Source organism: Flavobacterium sp. NKUCC04_CG (assembly GCF_019345525.1).
Taxonomy (GTDB): domain Bacteria; phylum Bacteroidota; class Bacteroidia; order Flavobacteriales; family Flavobacteriaceae; genus Flavobacterium.
Map to the genome: position 1 here is coordinate 23026 of NZ_JAHKRA010000022.1, position 19425 is coordinate 42450.

Below are 19425 nucleotides of genomic sequence, written 5' to 3' on the forward strand. Positions count from 1 at the left end.
CTACTAATTATTTAATTTCTTTGTGAATAGTTACTTTCTTCAAGATAGGATTAAATTTCTTAATCTCTAATCTGTCTGGAGTATTTTTTTTGTTTTTTGTCGTGATGTATCTAGAAGTTCCTGGAAGACCAGTTCCTTTGTGCTCAGTACATTCTAAAATTACTTGAATTCTGTTACCTTTCTTTGCCATTGTGATCTATTTTTTTAGGTAGTCTAAATTAATTATTTAATTAATCCTTTTGCTCTTGCATCTTTCAATACAGCAGTGATACCATTTTTATTAATTGTTTTTAACGCAGATGTAGAGATTTTTAATGTAACCCATCTGTCTTCTTCAGCAATATAGAAACGTTTCTTAACTAAGTTAACAGAAAACTTTCTCTTAGTTTTGTTCATCGCGTGGGAAACATTGTTTCCTACCATTGCTCTCTTTCCAGTAATTTCACAAACTCTTGACATTATTTATATCTTTTATTTCATTATTCAAAATCAGGGTGCAAAGTAACAAAAAAGAAACGTATTAAACAAAATGTTTTTACACATTTTTTAATATTTCCTTATAAATCAGCTCCAAGCCTTTTAAAACGGTTGCATCAACGACCTTTTCTCGTGGTTGACCAAAGAAGAACTCTGTTGCAAAAGTCTTTTCCGGCGTGGAAATCCCTATAAAAACTGTACCGATTTCGGCATTAGAATCCCCTTTGCTGGGACCCGCATTTCCTGTAGTTGCAATCGCATAATCCGATTTGAATTTTTGGCGGGCCTTTTGGGCCATCTCTACTGCTACTTCTTCACTAACAACGGAATTTTTAGCAATTGTTTCAGCAGAAACACCAAGAAAATCAATTTTCGACTCGGTTGCATACGTAACTATACCCCCTTTAAAAAATGCAGATGAGCCGGGAATCGATGAAAACAATTGTGCCAATCTTCCGCCCGTACAACTTTCTGCAAAAGAAATGGTTTTTTTTGACTTTTCAAATAGTTTTGCCACAGTAATTTCTAAAGATTCGTCTTCATAACTGCTAACATAAGCAATAACGGCATCTGGGAGCTGATTTATTTGTTGTTGCAAAATGCTTTGCAACCGTTCTAAATCACTTCCAGAGGTCGATAATCGCAATCGAACACGTCCTGGACTTGGCAAATAAGCCAAAGAAACGCCGTTTGGCAAGCTCGATTCCCAATTTTCCAAGTATTCCGCCAACAAACTCTCCCCTATTCCAATGGTAATTATATTTCGATGTACAATGTGATAGCCTGAAAATTGTTTTTTTATCCAAGGTATCAATTCTTCCAAAACGATGGTTTTCATTTCAAAAGGCACTCCAGGTAAAGACACAAAATAGGTATCTCCTTTTTTCATTAACATTCCCGGTGCCGTACCTACTCTATTTAACAATACTGTTGCCTGTGAAGGCACCCAAGCTTGTTGCTTATTCACTTCGGAAATCGGTCTTTTATAATAGCGCTCCATCAAGGCGGTAACATGCGTTAAAACGCTTTGATTTTCAACCAAAACATCGTCAAAAAAATTGCAAAAAACCTTTTTGGTTACATCGTCTTTTGTCGGTCCTAATCCACCCGTTACCACCACCAAATCAACGCGATCGAGTTGTCGCAACAAAGCCGTATCAATGGCAGTCTTCTCATCAGAAACCGTCAGTATCTCAACCATTTGAAACCCTAAACCATCTAATTCTTTAGCGATAAAAGCCGAGTTGGTATCGACGATTTGACCGATTAAAATCTCGTCTCCAATAGTGATAATTGTAGCCTTCATTAACCTTGCTTTTTCTGAATAGAAAAGTCTTTTTTAAGCTCCTTAGTCGCATTTTTCACATGCAATTTAAACACCTTATAAATCTCTTTTACCTCCTTTTTCTTACCCGTTCGATTCACCCATTCCAAGATACTATTTCCCTCCTCAAAAGCCTCATCAATACCTAAAAACTCTAAACTCGGTTGGATTTTTAAAACCAGTTTCCGAACCTCATCATGTTTTTTATCATCAATTTCCAACTTCATTTTCTTTAACATCTTCGACGCTTCTTTACAAAAAACAGTCAAATATTCCTGCACCAACTGTGTATCGTTGTGATACTTCTCATACAAGGAACCCAAATTGTAGTATAATGCCATAATTTATTTTACTTGGATCGTAAATACTTTTTTAGTGCCTATATAGCCCTCCAACAAATCTTCTGGATGAACTTTTCCCACTCCTGCAGGGGTTCCTGTAAAAATCAAATCGCCCGTTTTTAAAGTAAAAAAACGTGACGCATAAGCGATGATTTGATCAATCTTCCAAAGCATTTGACTGCTGTTCCCCGTTTGTACTCGCTGTTGATTAATATCCATAGCAAAATCGATATCATCAACGGTTTCCCAAGTCTCTTTAGGCAAAAAAGCACCTACAACGGCAGAATTATCAAAGGCTTTAGCCTTTTCCCAAGGCAGTCCTTTAGCTTTTAATTCCGTTTGCAAATCGCGAGCCGTAAAATCAATCCCCAAACTGATCAGGTCGTAATATCTAGGCGCGAATTTTTCATCAATATATTTCCCTACTTTACATATTTTCACCACAATCTCCGCTTCATAATGAATCTCTTTAGAAAAATCCGGAATAACAAAAGGTTGTTCCTTACCAACCAAAGCAGTATCGGGCTTTAAAAATAAAATCGGTTCTGGTGGGGTGTCATTATTTAATTCAGAAATGTGTTCGTAATAATTTCTACCAATGCAAATTATCTTCATTTTTTTTGGAGCTTTATCTCGCTATCCGCTTTATCTTTTACGCCACTATCGTTGCGTAAAAGGATGCCGCTTCTATCGAGGCTATTGAAATTTATTGTTCAATTTTCGCAGCTTAATTGCCGTTAATACTTTTTTGGTATATAAGGGAAAATCCGCATTTTGAATCCATCCAAAATAACCCGGCTCTCTTTCGAGTATATCATCAACTAAAGCGCCTTTGTGTTTACCAAAAGAAAACACTTCTTGTCCTTCTGCATTTAATGCGATAAAACCCGCAAAATCAACTGATTTTTTTCGCGTAGTGTATTCCGAAAGCGTTTTCATATCGTTTTCCAAATCTTGATAACGGTCCAATTGGGCTTTTAAAATCTCGTAGGTCGCATTGGTATCTGCTTCAGCAGAGTGCGCATTTTCTAAAGATTGATTGCAGTAGAAACGGTATGCAGCACTTAATGTACGCTCTTCTTTTTTGTGAAAAATAGTCTGTACATCAACAGAAACTCGGTTTTTCATGTCAAAGTCAACCTCAGCACGCAATAATTCTTCCGCCAAAAGAGGAATATCAAAACGATCCGAATTAAAACCGGCTAAATCTGAATCCTTAATCATGTTGTAAACCTGAGTAGCCAATTGCTTAAAAGTAGGTTCGTTAGCCACTCTCTCATCAGTAATACCATGTATGGCTGAAGTTTCTGCTGGAATCGGTCGTTCCGGATTAACCAACCAGGTTCTGCTTTCTTTGTTTCCATTGGGAAACACTTTGAGTATTGAAATCTCAACTATTCTGTCTTTCGCTACATCCACTCCTGTCGTTTCTAAATCGAAAAAACAAATCGGTCTGTGTAATTTAAGTTCCATTGTCTTTATTTGTGTTCTTACAAATATATAGAATTTGATCCGAACTGCGTTTGTTCCCGCGTTTTTTATGTTGTTAAGATTATTAAAAATCCACATAAAATTAGGGGCTTTTCCCGTCCTTTAAATAAATTAACGCCAACTATTCTAAATTTGGTTTTATCAAGAATCTCGTATAAACAACTTTGCTCAACCAAAATCAGGCAGCTAATCACTCACTTCGGCAATGCCTTCTTAGAAGTCGAAAAGGGCAAATCCCTTTTTAAAAAAGAAATTTCTTTCTGTAAATCAAAGCGCTTAACGAAGGTCAATTTAAAATGACTGGTATCTAAACTGGTCTGATAGTCGTCACCAAATTTGATGTACACTTTATTGTTTAAAGCCGAAATATTTACCGTCCAATCCGGACCGTTATATCCGAACGAGACCCTACCAAACAACAAAGGGTTTAATATAAATTTGCGCTTATCTATGTCGTATTCTTTTTCAACCCCCGCATTTAAACCCATTGACAAGGATCCCGCCAAATAAAAATTGGGTGCAAACACCCACGAATAAGCATATCCCCCATTCGGTCCTATTTGAAAATTCCATTTATCACCACCATAGGTTTTATCATCTATAAGCGGAATGTTCTTGACCTTAGTGTAAAAAATACTACCACCAAGTAACCAACTTCCCGCCGACCGAATTTGTTTTTTATTTTGATCAAAGGCCGCACCAAAAGAAAACTTATTCCCAGAAAACACATATTGAGAAAAAGCACCATACATCGAAATCTGCAAGTCTGGATACAGCAATACAAGCTCCTTTTCCTCTTCATAAAACCCCTTGTTCCTCAATAGATACAAATCCAAAATCCACCGCTCTCCATAGTGATGGTATTGCAGATCCAAGGTTTTTGTCTTGCCTTTTTCTTTTTCTCTAAGTGACGAAAAACCATAACCAAAACTCAAAGACGAATTTTTCCAAGAAAACCCCAAACCCAAATTAACAGGGTTATTTGGAGAAAAAGTCGTTTCCGTACCGTCTTTAGCATCAAATATCAACGAAAAAGTACTTCGAGCCACATAGGCACGTGCAGCGTATTGAAATTCAAACGACTTTACATAAGTGGTATCTACCTGAGCAAAAACACCCGTACTACAAAAAACCACAATACTTAGACAACTCCTCTTACTCCAATTTTGAAGGGACTTGCAAAGCAATCGTTCTAGAAGACTTGTGACTGCAACGCTACTTTTTACTCTCTTCAAAGCTTATCTCAAAAAATTAAATTATATACTCCTCATTCTTGCAAACCGTAACTCTACAAATAACGTTAAGCTACAGCAAATCGTATAAAAACCTCAAAATTAAGGATTACTACAGCGATTAACGAACAACACCTACTTTTTAAAAAAAATCAATTATCTATTAAGCATTTAATTAATAACCTTAACACTATATAAAATGTCTTTTTTTATAATTTCAATTAATTCAATAATTTTTTTACCATTTAATATATAAACAACTATTTTTTTTAACTATATTTGGATGTAGCTGTTTTTATATAAAACCGCTTTCGCACTATGCCCTTTATTTTTTAGTCGCCTACTATTTTAAAACCGCGCTATAGGACCGCTTTTTAACGCAGTAAGGATTGAGTTACTTTAAATTCTGTAATATAGTTGTTTGATGAAAACCTTTTTAGTTGTCATATTGATGGTATTCACTTGTAAACCCATGCTTCCTGTAGCTGGGTTTATCATCAATTACGACTATATCAAAAACGAACTGTGTGAAAACCGATATAAGTCCGAAAGCCATTGTAACGGCAGCTGCTATTTAAAAAAAGAGTTAGCAAAAACAGCTCAGGACGATACTCCCCTTAACCAACTAACAAAAACCATGGCATTTCCTTTCCAATGGTTACTGTTTGCTTCTAAAATCGAATTGGAATGGCCTGCTAACAGTTATTCCATTTTCCAACAACACAACTTCACACCACAGCATTCATTGTATTTTTTCAATCTGATACACTATGTATTCCGTCCCCCACTTTACCTCTAGTTTTATAGAGCGAAAGTGGCCACTTTCGATAGCAGAAATTCATTTATCAAACCTCAATACAAAATCATCATGAAAAAATCAATAAGCCTATTATTTATCAGTCTTTTTTTAATTACAGCATGCAGTTCTGACGACTCAAGCCCAACTATTCCCGAAACCGATCCGTTAATCGGATGGAATAAAATTCAAGACTTATCTACCGATTTATATACCGTAGAACTATACAGTCAACAAAAAAAACTACAAGTAGGATCGAATCCAGTAGTAGTTAAACTAAAACCAAAATCCAATTCCGACAACAAAAACATCACCTCCGCCAATTGGAAAACCACTATGCACATGGGAAACATGACGCACGGTGCACCGGTTTTAGACCTAAAAGCATACCAAAACTACGCCGATTTATTTGAGGGGAATCTATTCTTCCAAATGGCAGGCGATGACCATGGAGATTTTTGGGACCTGACCATTCAATTTGAACATCAAAATCAAAAACTTACGGTCTCAAACCAAATAGAGGTTATCGCATCCAAACATCAAACGATACAATCCTTTGAAGGCAGCGATGAAAACCACTATATCATTGCTTTACTAAATCCGACTACTCCCAAAATAGGAATCAACGATATCAGTGCGGTTGTTTTTAAGATGGAATCGATGGATCGATTTACTTTGGTTAACAAATACAAAGTAGGAATTGACCCAAGAATGCCGAGCATGCAAAATCATAGCTCTCCAAACAATACCGATTTGACTCAGTCGCTTGCCGATAAATTGTATCACGGAAAATTATCCCTAACCATGACCGGCTTTTGGAAAATTAACCTTCAGTTATTCGATGCTTCGAACAACCTAATCAAAGGAGAAGCCATTACCGAGACCAACGGGTCAAGCAGTTTGTTTTTCGAATTGGAGTTCTAACTTAAAATCAAGAGTCTTAGTCCACAAATACTAAGACTCTGTACCTCTTATAGATGAAACACCTTAAACACCACCTATATGTCAGTGCGTCGATTTTGTTTTGCCTAAATGGTTTTAGCCAACACAAACCAAGCGATACGCTAGGTCGCCAAGCGATGTCGGAAATAGTGATATTCCAACCGAAGAAACCACAGACCTTTAAACCTCTGGCTACATTAGATACGTATTTGGAACAATTTCAAAATGTTTCCCTAATCAAAAGAGGAGCTTATGCCTGGGAACCACTTATCAACACCATGCCTACAGAACGCACTTCACTCACTATCGACGGGATGCATATATTTAATGCTTGTACCGACAAAATGGACCCCATCACTTCCTATGTTGAAATTAATAATTTATCCGAAGTACGCCTGAGCTCTGGTCAGCAAGGCAGTCAACATGGTCCCACAATCGGCGGTGGTATGGATTTAGTTAGTCGCAAGGGAACTTTTTCAGAGCTCCCGCAATGGAACGGCAATCTCCAAACTGGCTACGACAGCAACAACCAACAGAAAATCATTGGCGGTGCATTCCATCACAGTGCTCCACGATGGTATGTCGATGGCTCTGCACTATATCGAAATGCCGATAACTATTACGCCGGTGGCAACGAAGAAGTGTTGTACTCTTCCTATAAAAAACTCAATCTAGCGACAAACTTAGGTTATGCACTAAACGCCCATCAACGCATAGAGGCAGCTGTAATTTACGATAAGGCTACCGATGTGGGTTATCCAGCTTTGCCTATGGATGTTTCCTTAGCAGAAGCTTTAATTACCTCAGTAAAGTTCGACAATCATTTTGACCAAGGGTTTATTACACACTGGGAAACCAAATTATACTACAACACCATCACCCATCGCATGGACGACACCAAACGCCCCAATGTTCCTATATCCATGGATATGCCCGGTTGGAGCACCACTTACGGTTTGTATTCCAAAATTAGTGGCACTACAGCCAAGCATACTTGGATAGCACAACTCAATGCCTATCAAAACACTTCGTTGGCAGAAATGACCATGTATCCCAAAAACCCCAACGAACTTCCCATGTTTATGTACACTTGGCCCGATGTACATACCTTTTACACCGGTCTCTTTGTCAAAGACAGTTATCAAATCGATTCCCGCCAAAGTTTACATATTTCGGGTAGCATTGGCAATCAAACCAGCGAAATTAAAAACGATGTTGCCTTAGAAAGTATGCAAATATTTTACCCTAATATGGAGCAACGTAAAAATCGGTTTTTGGGTAACTTAGCGCTTAATTATGTCAATGAGTGGAAAAATTGGGAGTTTGGAAGCGGAGTTGCATACGGTTTGCGCGCACCTTCCGTATCCGAAGCTTATGGATTTTACCTGTTTAACAGTTCCGACCGTTTTGATTATATCGGTAATCCCGACTTAAAAAACGAAAAATCACTAGAACTCAATGCCTTCGTTACTTACGAAAACCGAGGGTGGAAATCAAAATTATCGGGGTCTTTTTTTCATCTTAAAGACTATATCATTGGAAAACCAGTTAACGAGTATATACCAATGACCATCGGTGCCGATGGTGTTAAGCGATATACTTCAGTAGATTATGCACAAATCATAACCGCCCAATGGATGTTGTCGTATTCATTTAACAATCACTGGAATTGGACGGGAAACATCAGTTATTATTATGGAAAAGATGCCGACAACAACACCTTACCATTTATTAGCCCTCTCAAATATTCCAGTAGTTTACAATACCGAAATAACCGCTTTAACACGACACTTACGCTAGAAGGCAATGCCCTTAAAAGCAATTTTGCTACTGCCTACGGCGAAGAGCGCACTGCAGCTTATGCGATAGTTAATCTCCATGCAGGTTATCTTTGGGAATGGACAAAACAAACCCTTAATGTACAAATGGGTGTGGAAAACATCTTAGATACCTACTACAGCAGCTTTGCCGATTGGAACCACATTCCTCGTCAGGGACGCAATGTTTTTATAAATTTAAACTTTGCACTCTAATCAACTACATATCAGACTAAAAAAAAGAGGTTAGCTTTCGTCGAAAGCAACCTCTTTTTATATTTTTATTACAACCATAATTCCCTGAACTCTGCCGAATTTCATCAATAAATCTCACTTTATTATCCCAGCAAGAAAGAAAGGGAAATTAGTTGCAAAATCAAGGTACATACAGCAAGTGCCGCTACGATTCCAGTCCCGTTTCTAATCTAAAAATATCTTCGCGTAACCAAGCGGGTATCGCTATGGATTGATGGGACTCTATATCGATAATCACCTGCGTACTACTACCAGTAGCATGAACCACTGGATGCCCGTCAGGTCCTTCACTAATAACAACATAGGCGATATCAAAACTCTTGTTTCCCAAGCGCGATATTCGCAATCCAATCTGAGGATTTTTAGCGTCTAACCGGAGTTCTTTCTGAAAATCGCATTCAATATGAGCGATTACAAACATGTTCTTCATCCAATTCCAACTCGGACTCATCGCATTCATATAATATCCCCGTCCTATTTGAAAATATTCAATATAATATACATTATTTACATGCCCCAAAGCATCCATGTCGTTCCAACGAATTTCTAACGGTTGGAAAAAATTAAAATTGACCAATTGATTTTCTGTATTCATAACAACTGTTTTAATTGCGTTTTTATCACTACTACAATTTACAGATTTTTTTTGAATATAAGAATTTTGGTTTTTTTCAAAAAAAACGAAATTTTACAATATATAATTACGTCATCTACAATCATGACATCCCTACGGGATTGTTGGGAAAAACATTCTGCGATATAATTACGACATCTTCAATCATGGCATCCATACGGGATTGTTGGGGGAAATATTGTGTGATATAATTACGACATCTACAATCATGGCATCCCTACGGGATTGTTGGGGAAAATATTGTGTGATATAATTACGACATCTACTACAATCATGACATCCCTACGGGATTGTTGGGAAAAACATTGTGTGATATAATTACGACATCTATAATCATGGCATCCCTACGGGATTGTTGGGGAAATATTGTGTGATATAATTACGTCATCTACAATCATGGCATCCATACGGGATTGTTGGGGGAAATATTGTGTGATATAATTACGTCATCTACAATCATGACATCCCTACGGAATTGTTGGGGAAAATATTGTGTGATATAATTACGTCATCTACAATCATGGCATCCATACGGGATTGTTGGGAAAAACATTCTGCGATATAATTACGGCATCTACAATCATGGCATCCATACGGGATTGTTGGGAAAATATTGTGTGATGTAATCGGATTATTCGTATGTTTATTTTAAGCAATACCACGTCCTATTTGCGTACAGAAATCACAACCCTATCTTTAAAAATAAGGGCTAATATCAAAATTCAAAATCGCATTATACGCCTTAAACTCCTCATCCACTTTCGCTTTAAGATGAATGCGCTCTAAAGTAACTGGATGCGTAAATTCCAATTCAACTGCATGCAACATCATTCCCATCAGTCCATAAGTTTCGAGCCAAAGTTTATTTTGTTTGTTACAGCCATGAGGTCGGCTACCCAATATCGGATGAAAAATATGACTAAAATGTTTGCGCAATTGGTGAGTTCTTCCCGTTTCGGGAGTGGCTTCCACTAAAGAATAGCGCGATGTATTATGTTTGGCGAAAGGCAAATCAATTTCCGATTGCTGTAAACACTTAAACGAAGTCAACGCATCTTGTTGGTTTCCCCTATCATTAGTTAAGGCATAATCGATAGTCATCTCCGCTGGTGCATACCCCCTTAAAATAGCCAGATATTTTTTTACAACTTTGCGTTGTGCAAAATCGTCGTTCATCTTTGTTAAGGTATCCTTATCCAAAGCAAACAGTAAAACACCGGTGGTTTTTCGATCCAAACGGTGTATGGGATACACGTGTTTATCGATTTGATTTCTCAATTCTTGAATTGCGTATTCTTTGATATCACGTGCTATAAATGATTTGTGAACCAAGAGGTTCCTCGGTTTATTTATGGCTACTAAATAGTCATCTTGATATAATATTTCTAACATAGCGAACGCACTAAAATCTAATTATAATTCTGTTTTTTTTTTGTATTATCAGTATCGATTAAGCTTGGATTACAACAAATCTAAAAACCAAAAACCATATTTTTTGGCCGTTTCTCCTTCCGTTGATGTTGGTGCATCGTAGGTTTTATAAACACTTTCACCTACTTTAAAATCTACGGTTTTTTTAAAGATTGGGCCGTCGTAAACAAAAGTATGAAATTCACCATTTTCACCGCAGGGATCGACTGCTGTCGGCAAATCTTTTAAAAATTGTTGATTTATAGTTCTTCCCAAAAAACTTTTATCGAGATGCTGTTCATTTACACAAACCACCACGGCTTTAAATCCCGCTTCAACCATGTCGATCAACAGGGAAGCAGTAGGTTTTTGCCACAAGGGAAAAACAGCAGTTAAAGCCAACTCATTTAGTTGTTGTTCGCGATATTCTTTTAAATCGGTCAAGAGGATATCGCCATAAACATGATGTTGGATTCCCTCCTTTTTATAAAGCAAAGCACGTTTGCCCATTATAGATTTGTATTCCATTGCAGACAAGGGATTGGGTATTTCTACTAGGTCGAGCTGTAACTCCCTTTTTAAGGCCGCTACTTGACGCAAAAGCAGTTCGCGTCGAATACCGTGCATGGAAACACGATTAAGCTCCTGCTGTACTGTAGTCGATAAACACACAATATCATAAGTTCCCGCTTGCTCCACTTGATAAAGTACATAGGCCGCATCTTTTCCGGTACTCCAATGGAGAATGGCTTTTTTCATCTGTAGTTGGTATGTTTGATTTATCGCTATTTATTCTACCGATATGCTTGAGAAAATCCTAAAAAACAAAAAGCGATTCTTTCGAACCGCTTTTTTATATAAACTGTAAAATTACACTTCTCTATTGATGTCCCAAGCCTCTAAGATATCAGCTACTCGTTTTACAAAACTACCTCCTAAAGCACCATCAACCACACGGTGATCGTAACTGTGAGATAAGAACATTTTTTGACGGATTCCGATAAAATCTCCTTCTGGTGTTTCAATAACTGCTGGCACTTTTCTAATAGCACCAAGAGCTAAAATTCCCACTTGTGGTTGGTTTAAGATAGGCGTACCAAAAACACTTCCGAAAGTTCCAACATTAGTAACTGTGTAAGTTCCTCCTTGAGTATCATCCGGTTTTAATTTACCCATCTTAGCGCGATTTCCTAAATCGTTAACCGCCTTAGCCATTCCCACCAAATTCAATTGATCGGCATTTTTGATAACCGGTACAATTAAGTTTCCATTAGGTAGTGCTGCAGCCATACCCAAGTTGATGTTTTTCTTTTTGATGATGTAATCACCTTCAACAGAAATATTCATACCCGGGAATTCTTTTAATGCTTTAGCAACAGCTTCCATAAAGATCGGCGTAAAAGTCAACTTTTCTCCTTCTCTCTTTTCGAAACTATTTTTAACTTTATTTCTCCAATTAACGATATTGGTTACATCTACCTCTATAAAAGACTGTACGTGGGCAGATGTTTGAACCGACTGCACCATATAACCGGCAATCAATTTACGCATTCTATCCATTTCAACAACTTCATCTCCACCATTTACCGATACCGGCACAGCCTTAGCTGCTGGAGTAGCTGCAATTGCTCTAGGAGCTTCTGCCGCTTTTACCGCTGGAGCCGCAACCTGTGTTCCTCTATTTTTAACGTAATCTAAAATATCACTTTTCGTAACTCTAGCGTCTTTACCAGTACCTTGAATGGCTTCCAACTCTACCAAAGAAATTCCTTCTTCCTTAGCGATATTCTTTACTAAAGGAGAGAAAAACTTTTCTGAACTTGCATAAGCAGCCGCCGTAGTTTCTTGAGCTACAGCTACTGAATTTTGAACAGCAGCAACAGGAGTCGCTTGTGCAGGAGTTGCCGATACAGGAGCTGCATCACCACCAGCTGTTTCGATAATCGCTATGGTTTGTCCCACTTGAACAACATCATCTACTTGAAATAAAATTTCTACTAAGGTTCCCGCTACTTCAGATGGAACTTCACTATCTACTTTATCCGTTGCAATTTCTAAAACGGTCTCATCTACCTCAATGGTATCTCCTACATTTTTCAACCAATTTGTTATCGTTGCCTCTGCAACGCTTTCCCCCATTTTGGGTAATTTCAATTCGAACTTTGCCATATCTCTAAACTCAAGTTGTGTTTTGCTATTTAAATTACAAATTTAATAATAATTTCGACTATTTATACCTTATTTTAAAAATCTAAGACTTATAATGGAATTATTTGACCTCGATCATTCCGATTATTACTCCCAATTAAAAAATCAGATTGTGAAGGCTTTATCTTAAATGTTATAAATCGAGAAGATTCTTCTTTCATAAAGCATATTAACTCTTTATTAGAAACAAAATCACCGTCAAAGACGATTTCTGTATAAATATCATTTTGCCTTTTTAATTCCTTTTTTAACGCAGCTAAACTCGAAAACAGATGTATTTCCTTATTGATTTTAGCTTGAACACTCGCTTGCAATTCCCGATTTTCGGATACTAAAAAATAGACTTGGGGATCCATACTCTTTCCTCCTGTCTCTCTTTGCTTAACAAACGAAAAATACAGGGTTCCCAACGTCATCATCCCATCAAAAAACAAGGATTTTTTAAAGTGTTTTTTATAAAAAAACTGCATCGCATCGCGAAATCGATTTCTAAAGGTTTCATCTTTTAAAGTACTCTCTCCTTTATAATGTATTACAGTGGTTTGCGCGAAATAAAAATTTACTTTTCCAGTTTTTAATACGAGATAGGATAAATCTATATCGTCGGAATACATAAAGCAGTCTTCATCAAAGCCTCCTACTTCAAGATATAAATCCCGTTTCAACCACATAAATGCACCTACTAGTATATCGGTAGGACCGGTTTGATTTTCGTTTAAATGCTGGGCATAATACCGATTAAACCACGACGACCTCGAAAAGCATTGTCCTAAACCACTGACCTTGGTAAAAGCCACCCACGGTGTAGGAACGCCGCGTTTGGATTCTGGCAAAAAAGCCCCTGCTCCATCAATTAAACGGCAACCGATAATACCGCTGTCGGTTTGCTGTTGTGCGAAGTTATACAAACTCGTAAAAGTATCTTCTGCAACAACGGTATCCGGATTTAATATACACAGATACTCGCCTTGAGCGACAGCCACTCCCATATTATTTCCTTTGGGAAATCCATAATTCTCCGAATTAGCTATATAGTGCAAATCAGGAAAATGCTGCTGCATCATTAACGAACTATTATCTGAAGAATTATTGTCCACTACAATAATCTCTGCATCCATATCAATCAATGCTTTCTGTACGCTTCGGATACATAGTTCTAAAAAATACGCGACATTGTAATTTAAAATGATTACGGATAACTGCATGCGCAAATATAATTTGTTTTTATCAAATTAGAAACAACTTATTCCAATAAAAAAGCCTGATTCTTTTGGAGAATCAGGCTTTTAATATAATTTAAAACTAACTTTAATTAGCTTTTGAATCTTTTACGATCGGTTTCTTTTAAGTAGATCTTTCTTAAACGAAGTGATTTAGGCGTAACCTCAACATACTCGTCTTTTTGGATGTACTCTAAAGCTTCTTCTAAAGAGAACTTGATAGCTGGAACAATTCTAGCTTTATCATCTGCTCCAGAAGAACGGACGTTAGATAATTTTTTAGTTTTAGTTACGTTAACAGTCATATCATCTCCTCTAGAGTTTTCACCGATAACTTGTCCTTCATAGATATCCTCGTTAGGATCAACGAAAAACTTACCACGATCTTGTAATTTATCGATAGAATAAGGAATCGCTTTTCCGTTTTCCATAGAGATTAACGATCCGTTGATACGTCCAGCAATCGCTCCTTTGAACGGTTGATACTCCAAGAATCTATGAGCCATAATTGCCTCACCAGCTGTAGCTGTTAAGATTTGGTTTCTAAGTCCGATAATACCACGTGATGGGATTAAGAACTTAACAATCATACGTTCACCTCTTGGTTCCATGCTCAACATTTCTCCTTTTCTCAAAGTCACAAATTCTACAGCACGTCCAGATAAATTTTCTGGAATATCGATAGTCAATTCTTCAACTGGCTCACATTTAACTCCGTCAATATCTTTTAAGATAACTTGTGGTTGTCCGATTTGAAGTTCGTATCCTTCACGTCTCATCGTTTCAATCAAAACTGACAAGTGCAATACACCACGACCAAAGACCATGAATTTATCGGCACTATCCGTAGGATGAACGCGAAGCGCTAAGTTTTTCTCTAATTCTTTAGCCAAACGATCTTTGATGTGTCTAGAAGTAACAAATTTACCCTCTTTACCAAAGAAAGGAGAATCGTTAATTGTAAACATCATACTCATGGTAGGCTCATCTATAGTAATAGCAGGTAATCCTTCTGGATTTTCGAAATCTGCAACAACGTCACCAATTTCAAAACCTTCTAAACCAACGATAGCACAAATATCACCTGCCATAACAGAATCTACTTTTCTTCTACCAAGACCTTCAAAAGTGTGAAGTTCTTTGATTTTTTGTTTTTGGATTTTTCCATCGCGTTTGATTAAAGAGATATTCATCCCTTCTTTCAATTCACCTCTTAATAAACGACCGATAGCGATACGTCCAGTAAAACTAGAATAATCCAAAGAAGTAATTAACATTTGTGGTGTTCCTTCTTTAACTTCAGCAGCAGGAATATGCTCCAATACCATGTCCAATAAAGGCTCTAAAGTAGTGGTTGGCTTTTGCCAATCTGTTGACATCCAGTTGTTTTTAGCAGAACCGTAAACAGCAGGGAAATCCATTTGCCATTCTTCAGCACCCAATTCAAACATCAAATCAAAAACTTTTTCATGAACTTCTTCAGGAGTACAGTTTTCTTTGTCAACTTTATTAATTACTACACAAGGTTTTAGACCTAAGTCGATAGCTTTTTGCAACACGAAACGCGTTTGAGGCATAGGACCTTCAAAAGCATCCACGATCAAAAGTACTCCATCAGCCATATTCAATACACGTTCTACCTCACCACCGAAATCGGCGTGACCAGGAGTATCGATAATGTTGATTTTTGTACCTTTATAAGTTACTGAAACGTTTTTAGAAGTAATGGTAATTCCTCTTTCTCTTTCAATATCATTATTGTCTAAGATTAAATCGCCGGTATTTTCGTTTTCACGAAACAGTTGGCAATAATACATAATCTTGTCAACCATAGTAGTTTTACCGTGGTCAACGTGAGCAATAATAGCTATATTTCTAATAGGTGTCATATGGATGTGTTTAACTTTAATTTTTATTTTGAAATCGACCCTAAGGGATTTCTATATTTGTAACAACAAAAGCCCTCGGGTAGGAGAGCTTAAATTATATTACTTCTTCAAAAACATTGCCTATTATAGTGCAGCAACGTGTTTTGTTAATTTTGATTTCAAGTTTGAAGCTTTATTGCTATGAATAATATTTTTCTTAGCTAATTTATCAATCATAGAAACCACAACGTTCAACTTCTCAGTAGCCTCGTTTTTGTCTTCTACCAAACGCAATGCTTTAATAGCATTACGAGTAGTTTTATGTTGATATCTATTTAAAACTCTTCTTTTTTCGTTGCTTCTAATTCTTTTTAAAGCTGACTTATGATTTGCCATTTTCTTTTCTAAATTAATTAACCCTAATTATCTTTTCTATTGTAGTCCGTAGGGGAATCGAACCCCTGTTACCAGGATGAAAACCTGGCGTCCTAACCCCTAGACGAACGGACCTTATGCGCAATATTTGAATCCTAAAAATTCGTAGTCCGTAGGGGAATCGAACCCCTGTTACCAGGATGAAAACCTGGCGTCCTAACCCCTAGACGAACGGACCGCATTAAAGTATGAACTGTGTTTATAAAACTTGTAGTCCGTAGGGGAATCGAACCCCTGTTACCAGGATGAAAACCTGGCGTCCTAACCCCTAGACGAACGGACCATTTGTTTCTCTAATGCGGATGCAAAACTACAACATTTTTTCAATCCTGCAAGAGAAAAACAATTTATTTTATTTTTTTTTAGTACGACTTTGCAAACAGCACTCTTCCCTGTGATGGCTGGCCTGTCAAGATACATACTCCATCTTCCTTCACCTGATCCAAAGGCACACAACGGATCGTTGCCTTGGTCAAATCCTTGATCTTTTCTTCGGTTTCTACAGTCCCATCCCAATGCGCTGATACGAAGCCTGTTTTACCCTCTAAAACCTCTTTAAATTCTTCAAAAGAATTCACCTCAGTAATATGAGCATCTCGGTACTCCAATGCTTTTTGAAATAAACCACTTTGAATTTCTTCCAACAAATCCTGAACATAGCTCACTACTTGGTCTTTACCTACAACTTCTTTGGTCAAAAGATCTCTACGAGCGATTTCAAAAGTTCCATTCTCCAAATCCTTAGGTCCAACTGCAATTCTAACAGGAACTCCTTTTAATTCGTATTCGTTGAACTTCCACCCCGGTTTAAACGTCGTACGGTCGTCATACTTAAATGAAATGTTTAATTTCTTAAACTGGTCCGTCAAAACTTTTACAGCCGCCTTAATCGCTTCCAATTGCTCTTCTGTTTTGTGAATCGGAATAATAACCACCTGTATAGGCGCTAAGTTCGGTGGCAACACCAATCCGTTATCATCAGAATGTGTCATTACCAAAGCCCCCATCAATCGAGTCGAAACCCCCCATGAAGTAGCCCATACATATTCTTGTTTCCCTTCTTGACTGGTGAATTTTACGTCAAATGCTTTGGCAAAATTCTGACCTAAGAAATGGGAAGTCCCCGCTTGCAAAGCTTTACCGTCTTGCATTAAGGCTTCAATACAATAAGTCTCTATAGCTCCTGCAAATCGTTCGTTTTCAGATTTTACTCCTCTAACCACGGGCATAGCCATAAAATTTTCCGCAAAATCAGCATAGATATCCAACATCAATTCCGCTTCTTGTACCGCTTCTGACTGAGTGGCATGAGCCGTATGTCCTTCCTGCCATAAAAACTCTGAAGTTCTCAAAAACAATCGGGTTCTCATCTCCCATCGAACAACATTAGCCCATTGATTAATCAAGATTGGCAAATCTCTATACGATTCAATCCACTTTCTATAAGTATCCCATATAATGGTTTCCGAAGTTGGACGTACAATTAATTCTTCTTCCAATTTAGCATCCGGATCGACTTCAATGGTTTTTCCATCAGCAGCTGTTCTCAAACGATAATGTGTTACCACAGCACACTCTTTGGCAAAACCATCGACGTGACTGGCCTCTTTACTAAAATAAGATTTCGGAATAAACAGCGGGAAATACGCATTTTGGTGCCCCGTTTCTTTAAACTTCTTATCTAACTCCGCTTGCATTTTTTCCCAAATCGCATAGCCGTATGGCTTGATTACCATACAACCTCTTACGCCTGAATTCTCTGCTAAGTCTGCTTTGACTACCAGTTCATTATACCATTTGGAATAATCTTCTGCTCTCTTTGTGATGTTCTTACTCATTTTTAATATATTGGCACAAATATTGTTTAACTTTAATTAACTATATTAATCACACAAAACTAACTAATTTTGTTTGCCCAACAATAAAAAAACGACACGATATGAAAACTACCCATTTAATACCACGAAAATTGTCCTTTTATGGAATTATTGGATTAATAAGCAGTGTATTGGTTTCTTGTGGATCTTACCAAAACGCGTCCTATGCCGACACGGATGGTGTTTACAATTCTAACAGAACAGCACAGTCCAACACTTACACTACAGCATCTTCACAAGAAGGTTATTACACCAATTACCTTAACAGCCTCGATAACAATGTTACTGTTTTTACCGACATTAACGAATACAACACACAAAACACCGATGCTGTTGGTTACGGCGGCTGGGGTGACGAAACAGACGGCGTACAAGTTAATGTTTACAACAACGGTTATTACAGCCCTTATTACGGCGGCGGATTTTACAATTCCTATTACCCTTCTTATTGGGGAAGCGGTTGGAATGTTGGAATTGGCTTTAATTGGGGATGGGGCGGTAGCTATTACAATCCTTGGTACGGCGGTTACGGATGGGGAGGTTATCCTTATTACGGATCACACTATAGACCCTACTACTACAACAACTACCGTCCGAGATATGTTTCTCAATCAAACGGTTACCGTACCAGCGGAAGAAGCGTTAATTATAGCGGAAGGGATAGCTACCAAAGAGGCCGTTCGCTACAACAAAGCTCTAACAGAACCATCAACAGCACTAACAGAACCATCAACAGCGCTAACAGACGCGATATAAACAGCACTAATAGAATCAACAGCACTAATAGAGCTACCAACAACAGCAACAGAACGATACAATCGAGCTCCAGAAACAGCTTTAACAACAGCTCTACAAGAACGTACAACAACAGCGACAGAGTCAACTCACAAAGAAGTATAAACAGTACTTCAAGAAGCAACTACAGTACGCCTTCTAGATCCAACTCAAGTTATTCATCACCTTCTAGAAGTTCGTCTGGAAGTAGCAGTCGTACATCTTCCAGTGGAAGACGTTAATAAAAAATAATGTAAGTTTAAAACCAATCGTTGTATATTACTAACAGTAATATCAAATTTTCTTAGACAAACCATAAAATAG

19 protein-coding genes and 3 tRNA genes are annotated in these 19425 nt (G+C 37.6%); 4 read left to right on the top strand and 18 right to left on the bottom strand.

Annotation, left to right across the window (positions count from 1 at the left end; genetic code table 11):
• Positions 1-7: 7 nt before the first annotated feature.
• From rpmG to KO524_RS13820, 7 genes are all read right to left on the bottom strand, one after another.
• A complete protein-coding gene (gene rpmG / locus KO524_RS13790; protein ID WP_219294818.1) occupies positions 8-190 on the bottom strand; it encodes a 50S ribosomal protein L33 in 183 nt (60 codons plus the stop codon).
• A gap of 32 nt (positions 191-222) precedes the next feature.
• Complete coding sequence (gene rpmB / locus KO524_RS13795; protein WP_219294819.1) at positions 223-459, bottom strand: 50S ribosomal protein L28; 237 nt, start codon at positions 457-459, stop codon at positions 223-225.
• Positions 460-535: 76 nt separating this feature from the next.
• Positions 536-1783, bottom strand: coding sequence for a CinA family nicotinamide mononucleotide deamidase-related protein (locus KO524_RS13800; protein WP_219294820.1), 1248 nt, complete (start codon positions 1781-1783; stop codon positions 536-538).
• Positions 1783-2142, bottom strand: a complete 360-nt coding sequence (locus tag KO524_RS13805) for a hypothetical protein (RefSeq protein WP_219294821.1) — start codon at positions 2140-2142, stop codon at positions 1783-1785. Before KO524_RS13805 ends, KO524_RS13800 begins: the two co-directional genes overlap by 1 nt.
• A 3-nt stretch (positions 2143-2145) precedes the next feature.
• The gene (locus KO524_RS13810; protein ID WP_219294822.1) at positions 2146-2757 is read right to left on the bottom strand and encodes a fumarylacetoacetate hydrolase family protein; all 612 of its coding nucleotides are present in this window, start codon (positions 2755-2757) and stop codon (positions 2146-2148) included.
• Between the two features lie 81 nt (positions 2758-2838).
• Positions 2839-3615, bottom strand: coding sequence for a 3'-5' exonuclease (locus tag KO524_RS13815; RefSeq protein ID WP_219294823.1), 777 nt, complete (start codon positions 3613-3615; stop codon positions 2839-2841).
• 212 nt (positions 3616-3827) lie between these two features.
• Positions 3828-4868 (bottom strand): DUF4421 family protein, encoded by a 1041-nt coding sequence (locus KO524_RS13820; protein WP_219294824.1) that lies wholly within the window; start codon positions 4866-4868, stop codon positions 3828-3830.
• A 421-nt stretch (positions 4869-5289) separates the two neighbouring features.
• On the opposite strand from KO524_RS13820, the gene KO524_RS13825 reads away from it, so the two are divergent.
• The 3 genes from KO524_RS13825 (at position 5290) to KO524_RS13835 (ending at position 8636) form a co-directional block, all read left to right on the top strand.
• On the top strand, positions 5290-5664 hold the full coding sequence (locus KO524_RS13825; RefSeq protein ID WP_219294825.1) for a hypothetical protein: 375 nt from the start codon (positions 5290-5292) through the stop codon (positions 5662-5664).
• 69 nt (positions 5665-5733) lie between these two features.
• Positions 5734-6585, top strand: coding sequence for a hypothetical protein (locus KO524_RS13830; protein ID WP_219294826.1), 852 nt, complete (start codon positions 5734-5736; stop codon positions 6583-6585).
• 53 nt (positions 6586-6638) lie between these two features.
• A complete protein-coding gene (locus KO524_RS13835) occupies positions 6639-8636 on the top strand; it encodes a TonB-dependent siderophore receptor (RefSeq protein WP_219294827.1) in 1998 nt (665 codons plus the stop codon).
• Positions 8637-8820: 184 nt separating this feature from the next.
• On the opposite strand, the gene KO524_RS13840 is transcribed toward KO524_RS13835, so the two are convergent.
• The 11 genes from KO524_RS13840 to proS all read right to left on the bottom strand — a co-directional run bounded on the left by KO524_RS13840 (position 8821) and on the right by proS (position 18288).
• Positions 8821-9270, bottom strand: coding sequence for a thioesterase family protein (locus tag KO524_RS13840; RefSeq protein WP_219294828.1), 450 nt, complete (start codon positions 9268-9270; stop codon positions 8821-8823).
• Positions 9271-10005: 735 nt separating this feature from the next.
• Positions 10006-10701, bottom strand: coding sequence for a pseudouridine synthase (locus tag KO524_RS13845; RefSeq protein WP_219294829.1), 696 nt, complete (start codon positions 10699-10701; stop codon positions 10006-10008).
• 69 nt (positions 10702-10770) lie between these two features.
• Positions 10771-11478 (bottom strand): adenine nucleotide alpha hydrolase, encoded by a 708-nt coding sequence (locus KO524_RS13850; protein ID WP_219294830.1) that lies wholly within the window; start codon positions 11476-11478, stop codon positions 10771-10773.
• A gap of 111 nt (positions 11479-11589) precedes the next feature.
• Positions 11590-12888 carry a dihydrolipoamide acetyltransferase family protein gene (locus KO524_RS13855; protein ID WP_219294831.1) on the bottom strand — a complete coding sequence of 433 codons (1299 nt, stop codon included), beginning with the start codon at positions 12886-12888 and terminating at the stop codon, positions 11590-11592.
• A gap of 89 nt (positions 12889-12977) precedes the next feature.
• Positions 12978-14132, bottom strand: coding sequence for a glycosyltransferase family 2 protein (locus tag KO524_RS13860; protein ID WP_219294832.1), 1155 nt, complete (start codon positions 14130-14132; stop codon positions 12978-12980).
• 107 nt (positions 14133-14239) lie between these two features.
• Complete coding sequence (gene typA, locus KO524_RS13865) at positions 14240-16036, bottom strand: translational GTPase TypA (protein WP_219294833.1); 1797 nt, start codon at positions 16034-16036, stop codon at positions 14240-14242.
• A gap of 123 nt (positions 16037-16159) precedes the next feature.
• Positions 16160-16411 carry a 30S ribosomal protein S20 gene (rpsT, locus tag KO524_RS13870; RefSeq protein WP_219294834.1) on the bottom strand — a complete coding sequence of 84 codons (252 nt, stop codon included), beginning with the start codon at positions 16409-16411 and terminating at the stop codon, positions 16160-16162.
• Positions 16412-16453: 42 nt separating this feature from the next.
• Positions 16454-16525: transfer RNA gene (locus tag KO524_RS13875), tRNA-Glu, on the bottom strand.
• Positions 16526-16556: 31 nt separating this feature from the next.
• Positions 16557-16628 (bottom strand) — tRNA-Glu (locus KO524_RS13880).
• Between the two features lie 33 nt (positions 16629-16661).
• Positions 16662-16733: transfer RNA gene (locus KO524_RS13885), tRNA-Glu, on the bottom strand.
• A 79-nt stretch (positions 16734-16812) separates the two neighbouring features.
• Positions 16813-18288 carry a proline--tRNA ligase gene (gene proS, locus KO524_RS13890; RefSeq protein WP_219294835.1) on the bottom strand — a complete coding sequence of 492 codons (1476 nt, stop codon included), beginning with the start codon at positions 18286-18288 and terminating at the stop codon, positions 16813-16815.
• 101 nt (positions 18289-18389) lie between these two features.
• Here proS and KO524_RS13895 point away from each other — a divergent pair, with 101 nt between their 5' ends.
• Positions 18390-19343, top strand: coding sequence for a hypothetical protein (locus KO524_RS13895; protein WP_219294836.1), 954 nt, complete (start codon positions 18390-18392; stop codon positions 19341-19343).
• Positions 19344-19425: the final 82 nt, after the last annotated feature.

Coding starts and splice junctions, on each gene's coding strand:
- rpmG (WP_219294818.1), bottom strand. CDS start 190: ATGGCAAAGAAAGGTAACAGAATTCAAGTAATTTTAGAATGTACTGAG.
- rpmB (WP_219294819.1), bottom strand. CDS start 459: ATGTCAAGAGTTTGTGAAATTACTGGAAAGAGAGCAATGGTAGGAAAC.
- KO524_RS13800 (WP_219294820.1), bottom strand. CDS start 1,783: ATGAAGGCTACAATTATCACTATTGGAGACGAGATTTTAATCGGTCAA.
- KO524_RS13805 (WP_219294821.1), bottom strand. CDS start 2,142: ATGGCATTATACTACAATTTGGGTTCCTTGTATGAGAAGTATCACAAC.
- KO524_RS13810 (WP_219294822.1), bottom strand. CDS start 2,757: ATGAAGATAATTTGCATTGGTAGAAATTATTACGAACACATTTCTGAA.
- KO524_RS13815 (WP_219294823.1), bottom strand. CDS start 3,615: ATGGAACTTAAATTACACAGACCGATTTGTTTTTTCGATTTAGAAACG.
- KO524_RS13825 (WP_219294825.1), top strand. CDS start 5,290: ATGAAAACCTTTTTAGTTGTCATATTGATGGTATTCACTTGTAAACCC.
- KO524_RS13830 (WP_219294826.1), top strand. CDS start 5,734: ATGAAAAAATCAATAAGCCTATTATTTATCAGTCTTTTTTTAATTACA.
- KO524_RS13835 (WP_219294827.1), top strand. CDS start 6,639: ATGAAACACCTTAAACACCACCTATATGTCAGTGCGTCGATTTTGTTT.
- KO524_RS13840 (WP_219294828.1), bottom strand. CDS start 9,270: ATGAATACAGAAAATCAATTGGTCAATTTTAATTTTTTCCAACCGTTA.
- KO524_RS13845 (WP_219294829.1), bottom strand. CDS start 10,701: ATGTTAGAAATATTATATCAAGATGACTATTTAGTAGCCATAAATAAA.
- KO524_RS13850 (WP_219294830.1), bottom strand. CDS start 11,478: ATGAAAAAAGCCATTCTCCATTGGAGTACCGGAAAAGATGCGGCCTAT.
- KO524_RS13855 (WP_219294831.1), bottom strand. CDS start 12,888: ATGGCAAAGTTCGAATTGAAATTACCCAAAATGGGGGAAAGCGTTGCA.
- KO524_RS13860 (WP_219294832.1), bottom strand. CDS start 14,132: ATGCAGTTATCCGTAATCATTTTAAATTACAATGTCGCGTATTTTTTA.
- typA (WP_219294833.1), bottom strand. CDS start 16,036: ATGACACCTATTAGAAATATAGCTATTATTGCTCACGTTGACCACGGT.
- rpsT (WP_219294834.1), bottom strand. CDS start 16,411: ATGGCAAATCATAAGTCAGCTTTAAAAAGAATTAGAAGCAACGAAAAA.
- proS (WP_219294835.1), bottom strand. CDS start 18,288: ATGAGTAAGAACATCACAAAGAGAGCAGAAGATTATTCCAAATGGTAT.
- KO524_RS13895 (WP_219294836.1), top strand. CDS start 18,390: ATGAAAACTACCCATTTAATACCACGAAAATTGTCCTTTTATGGAATT.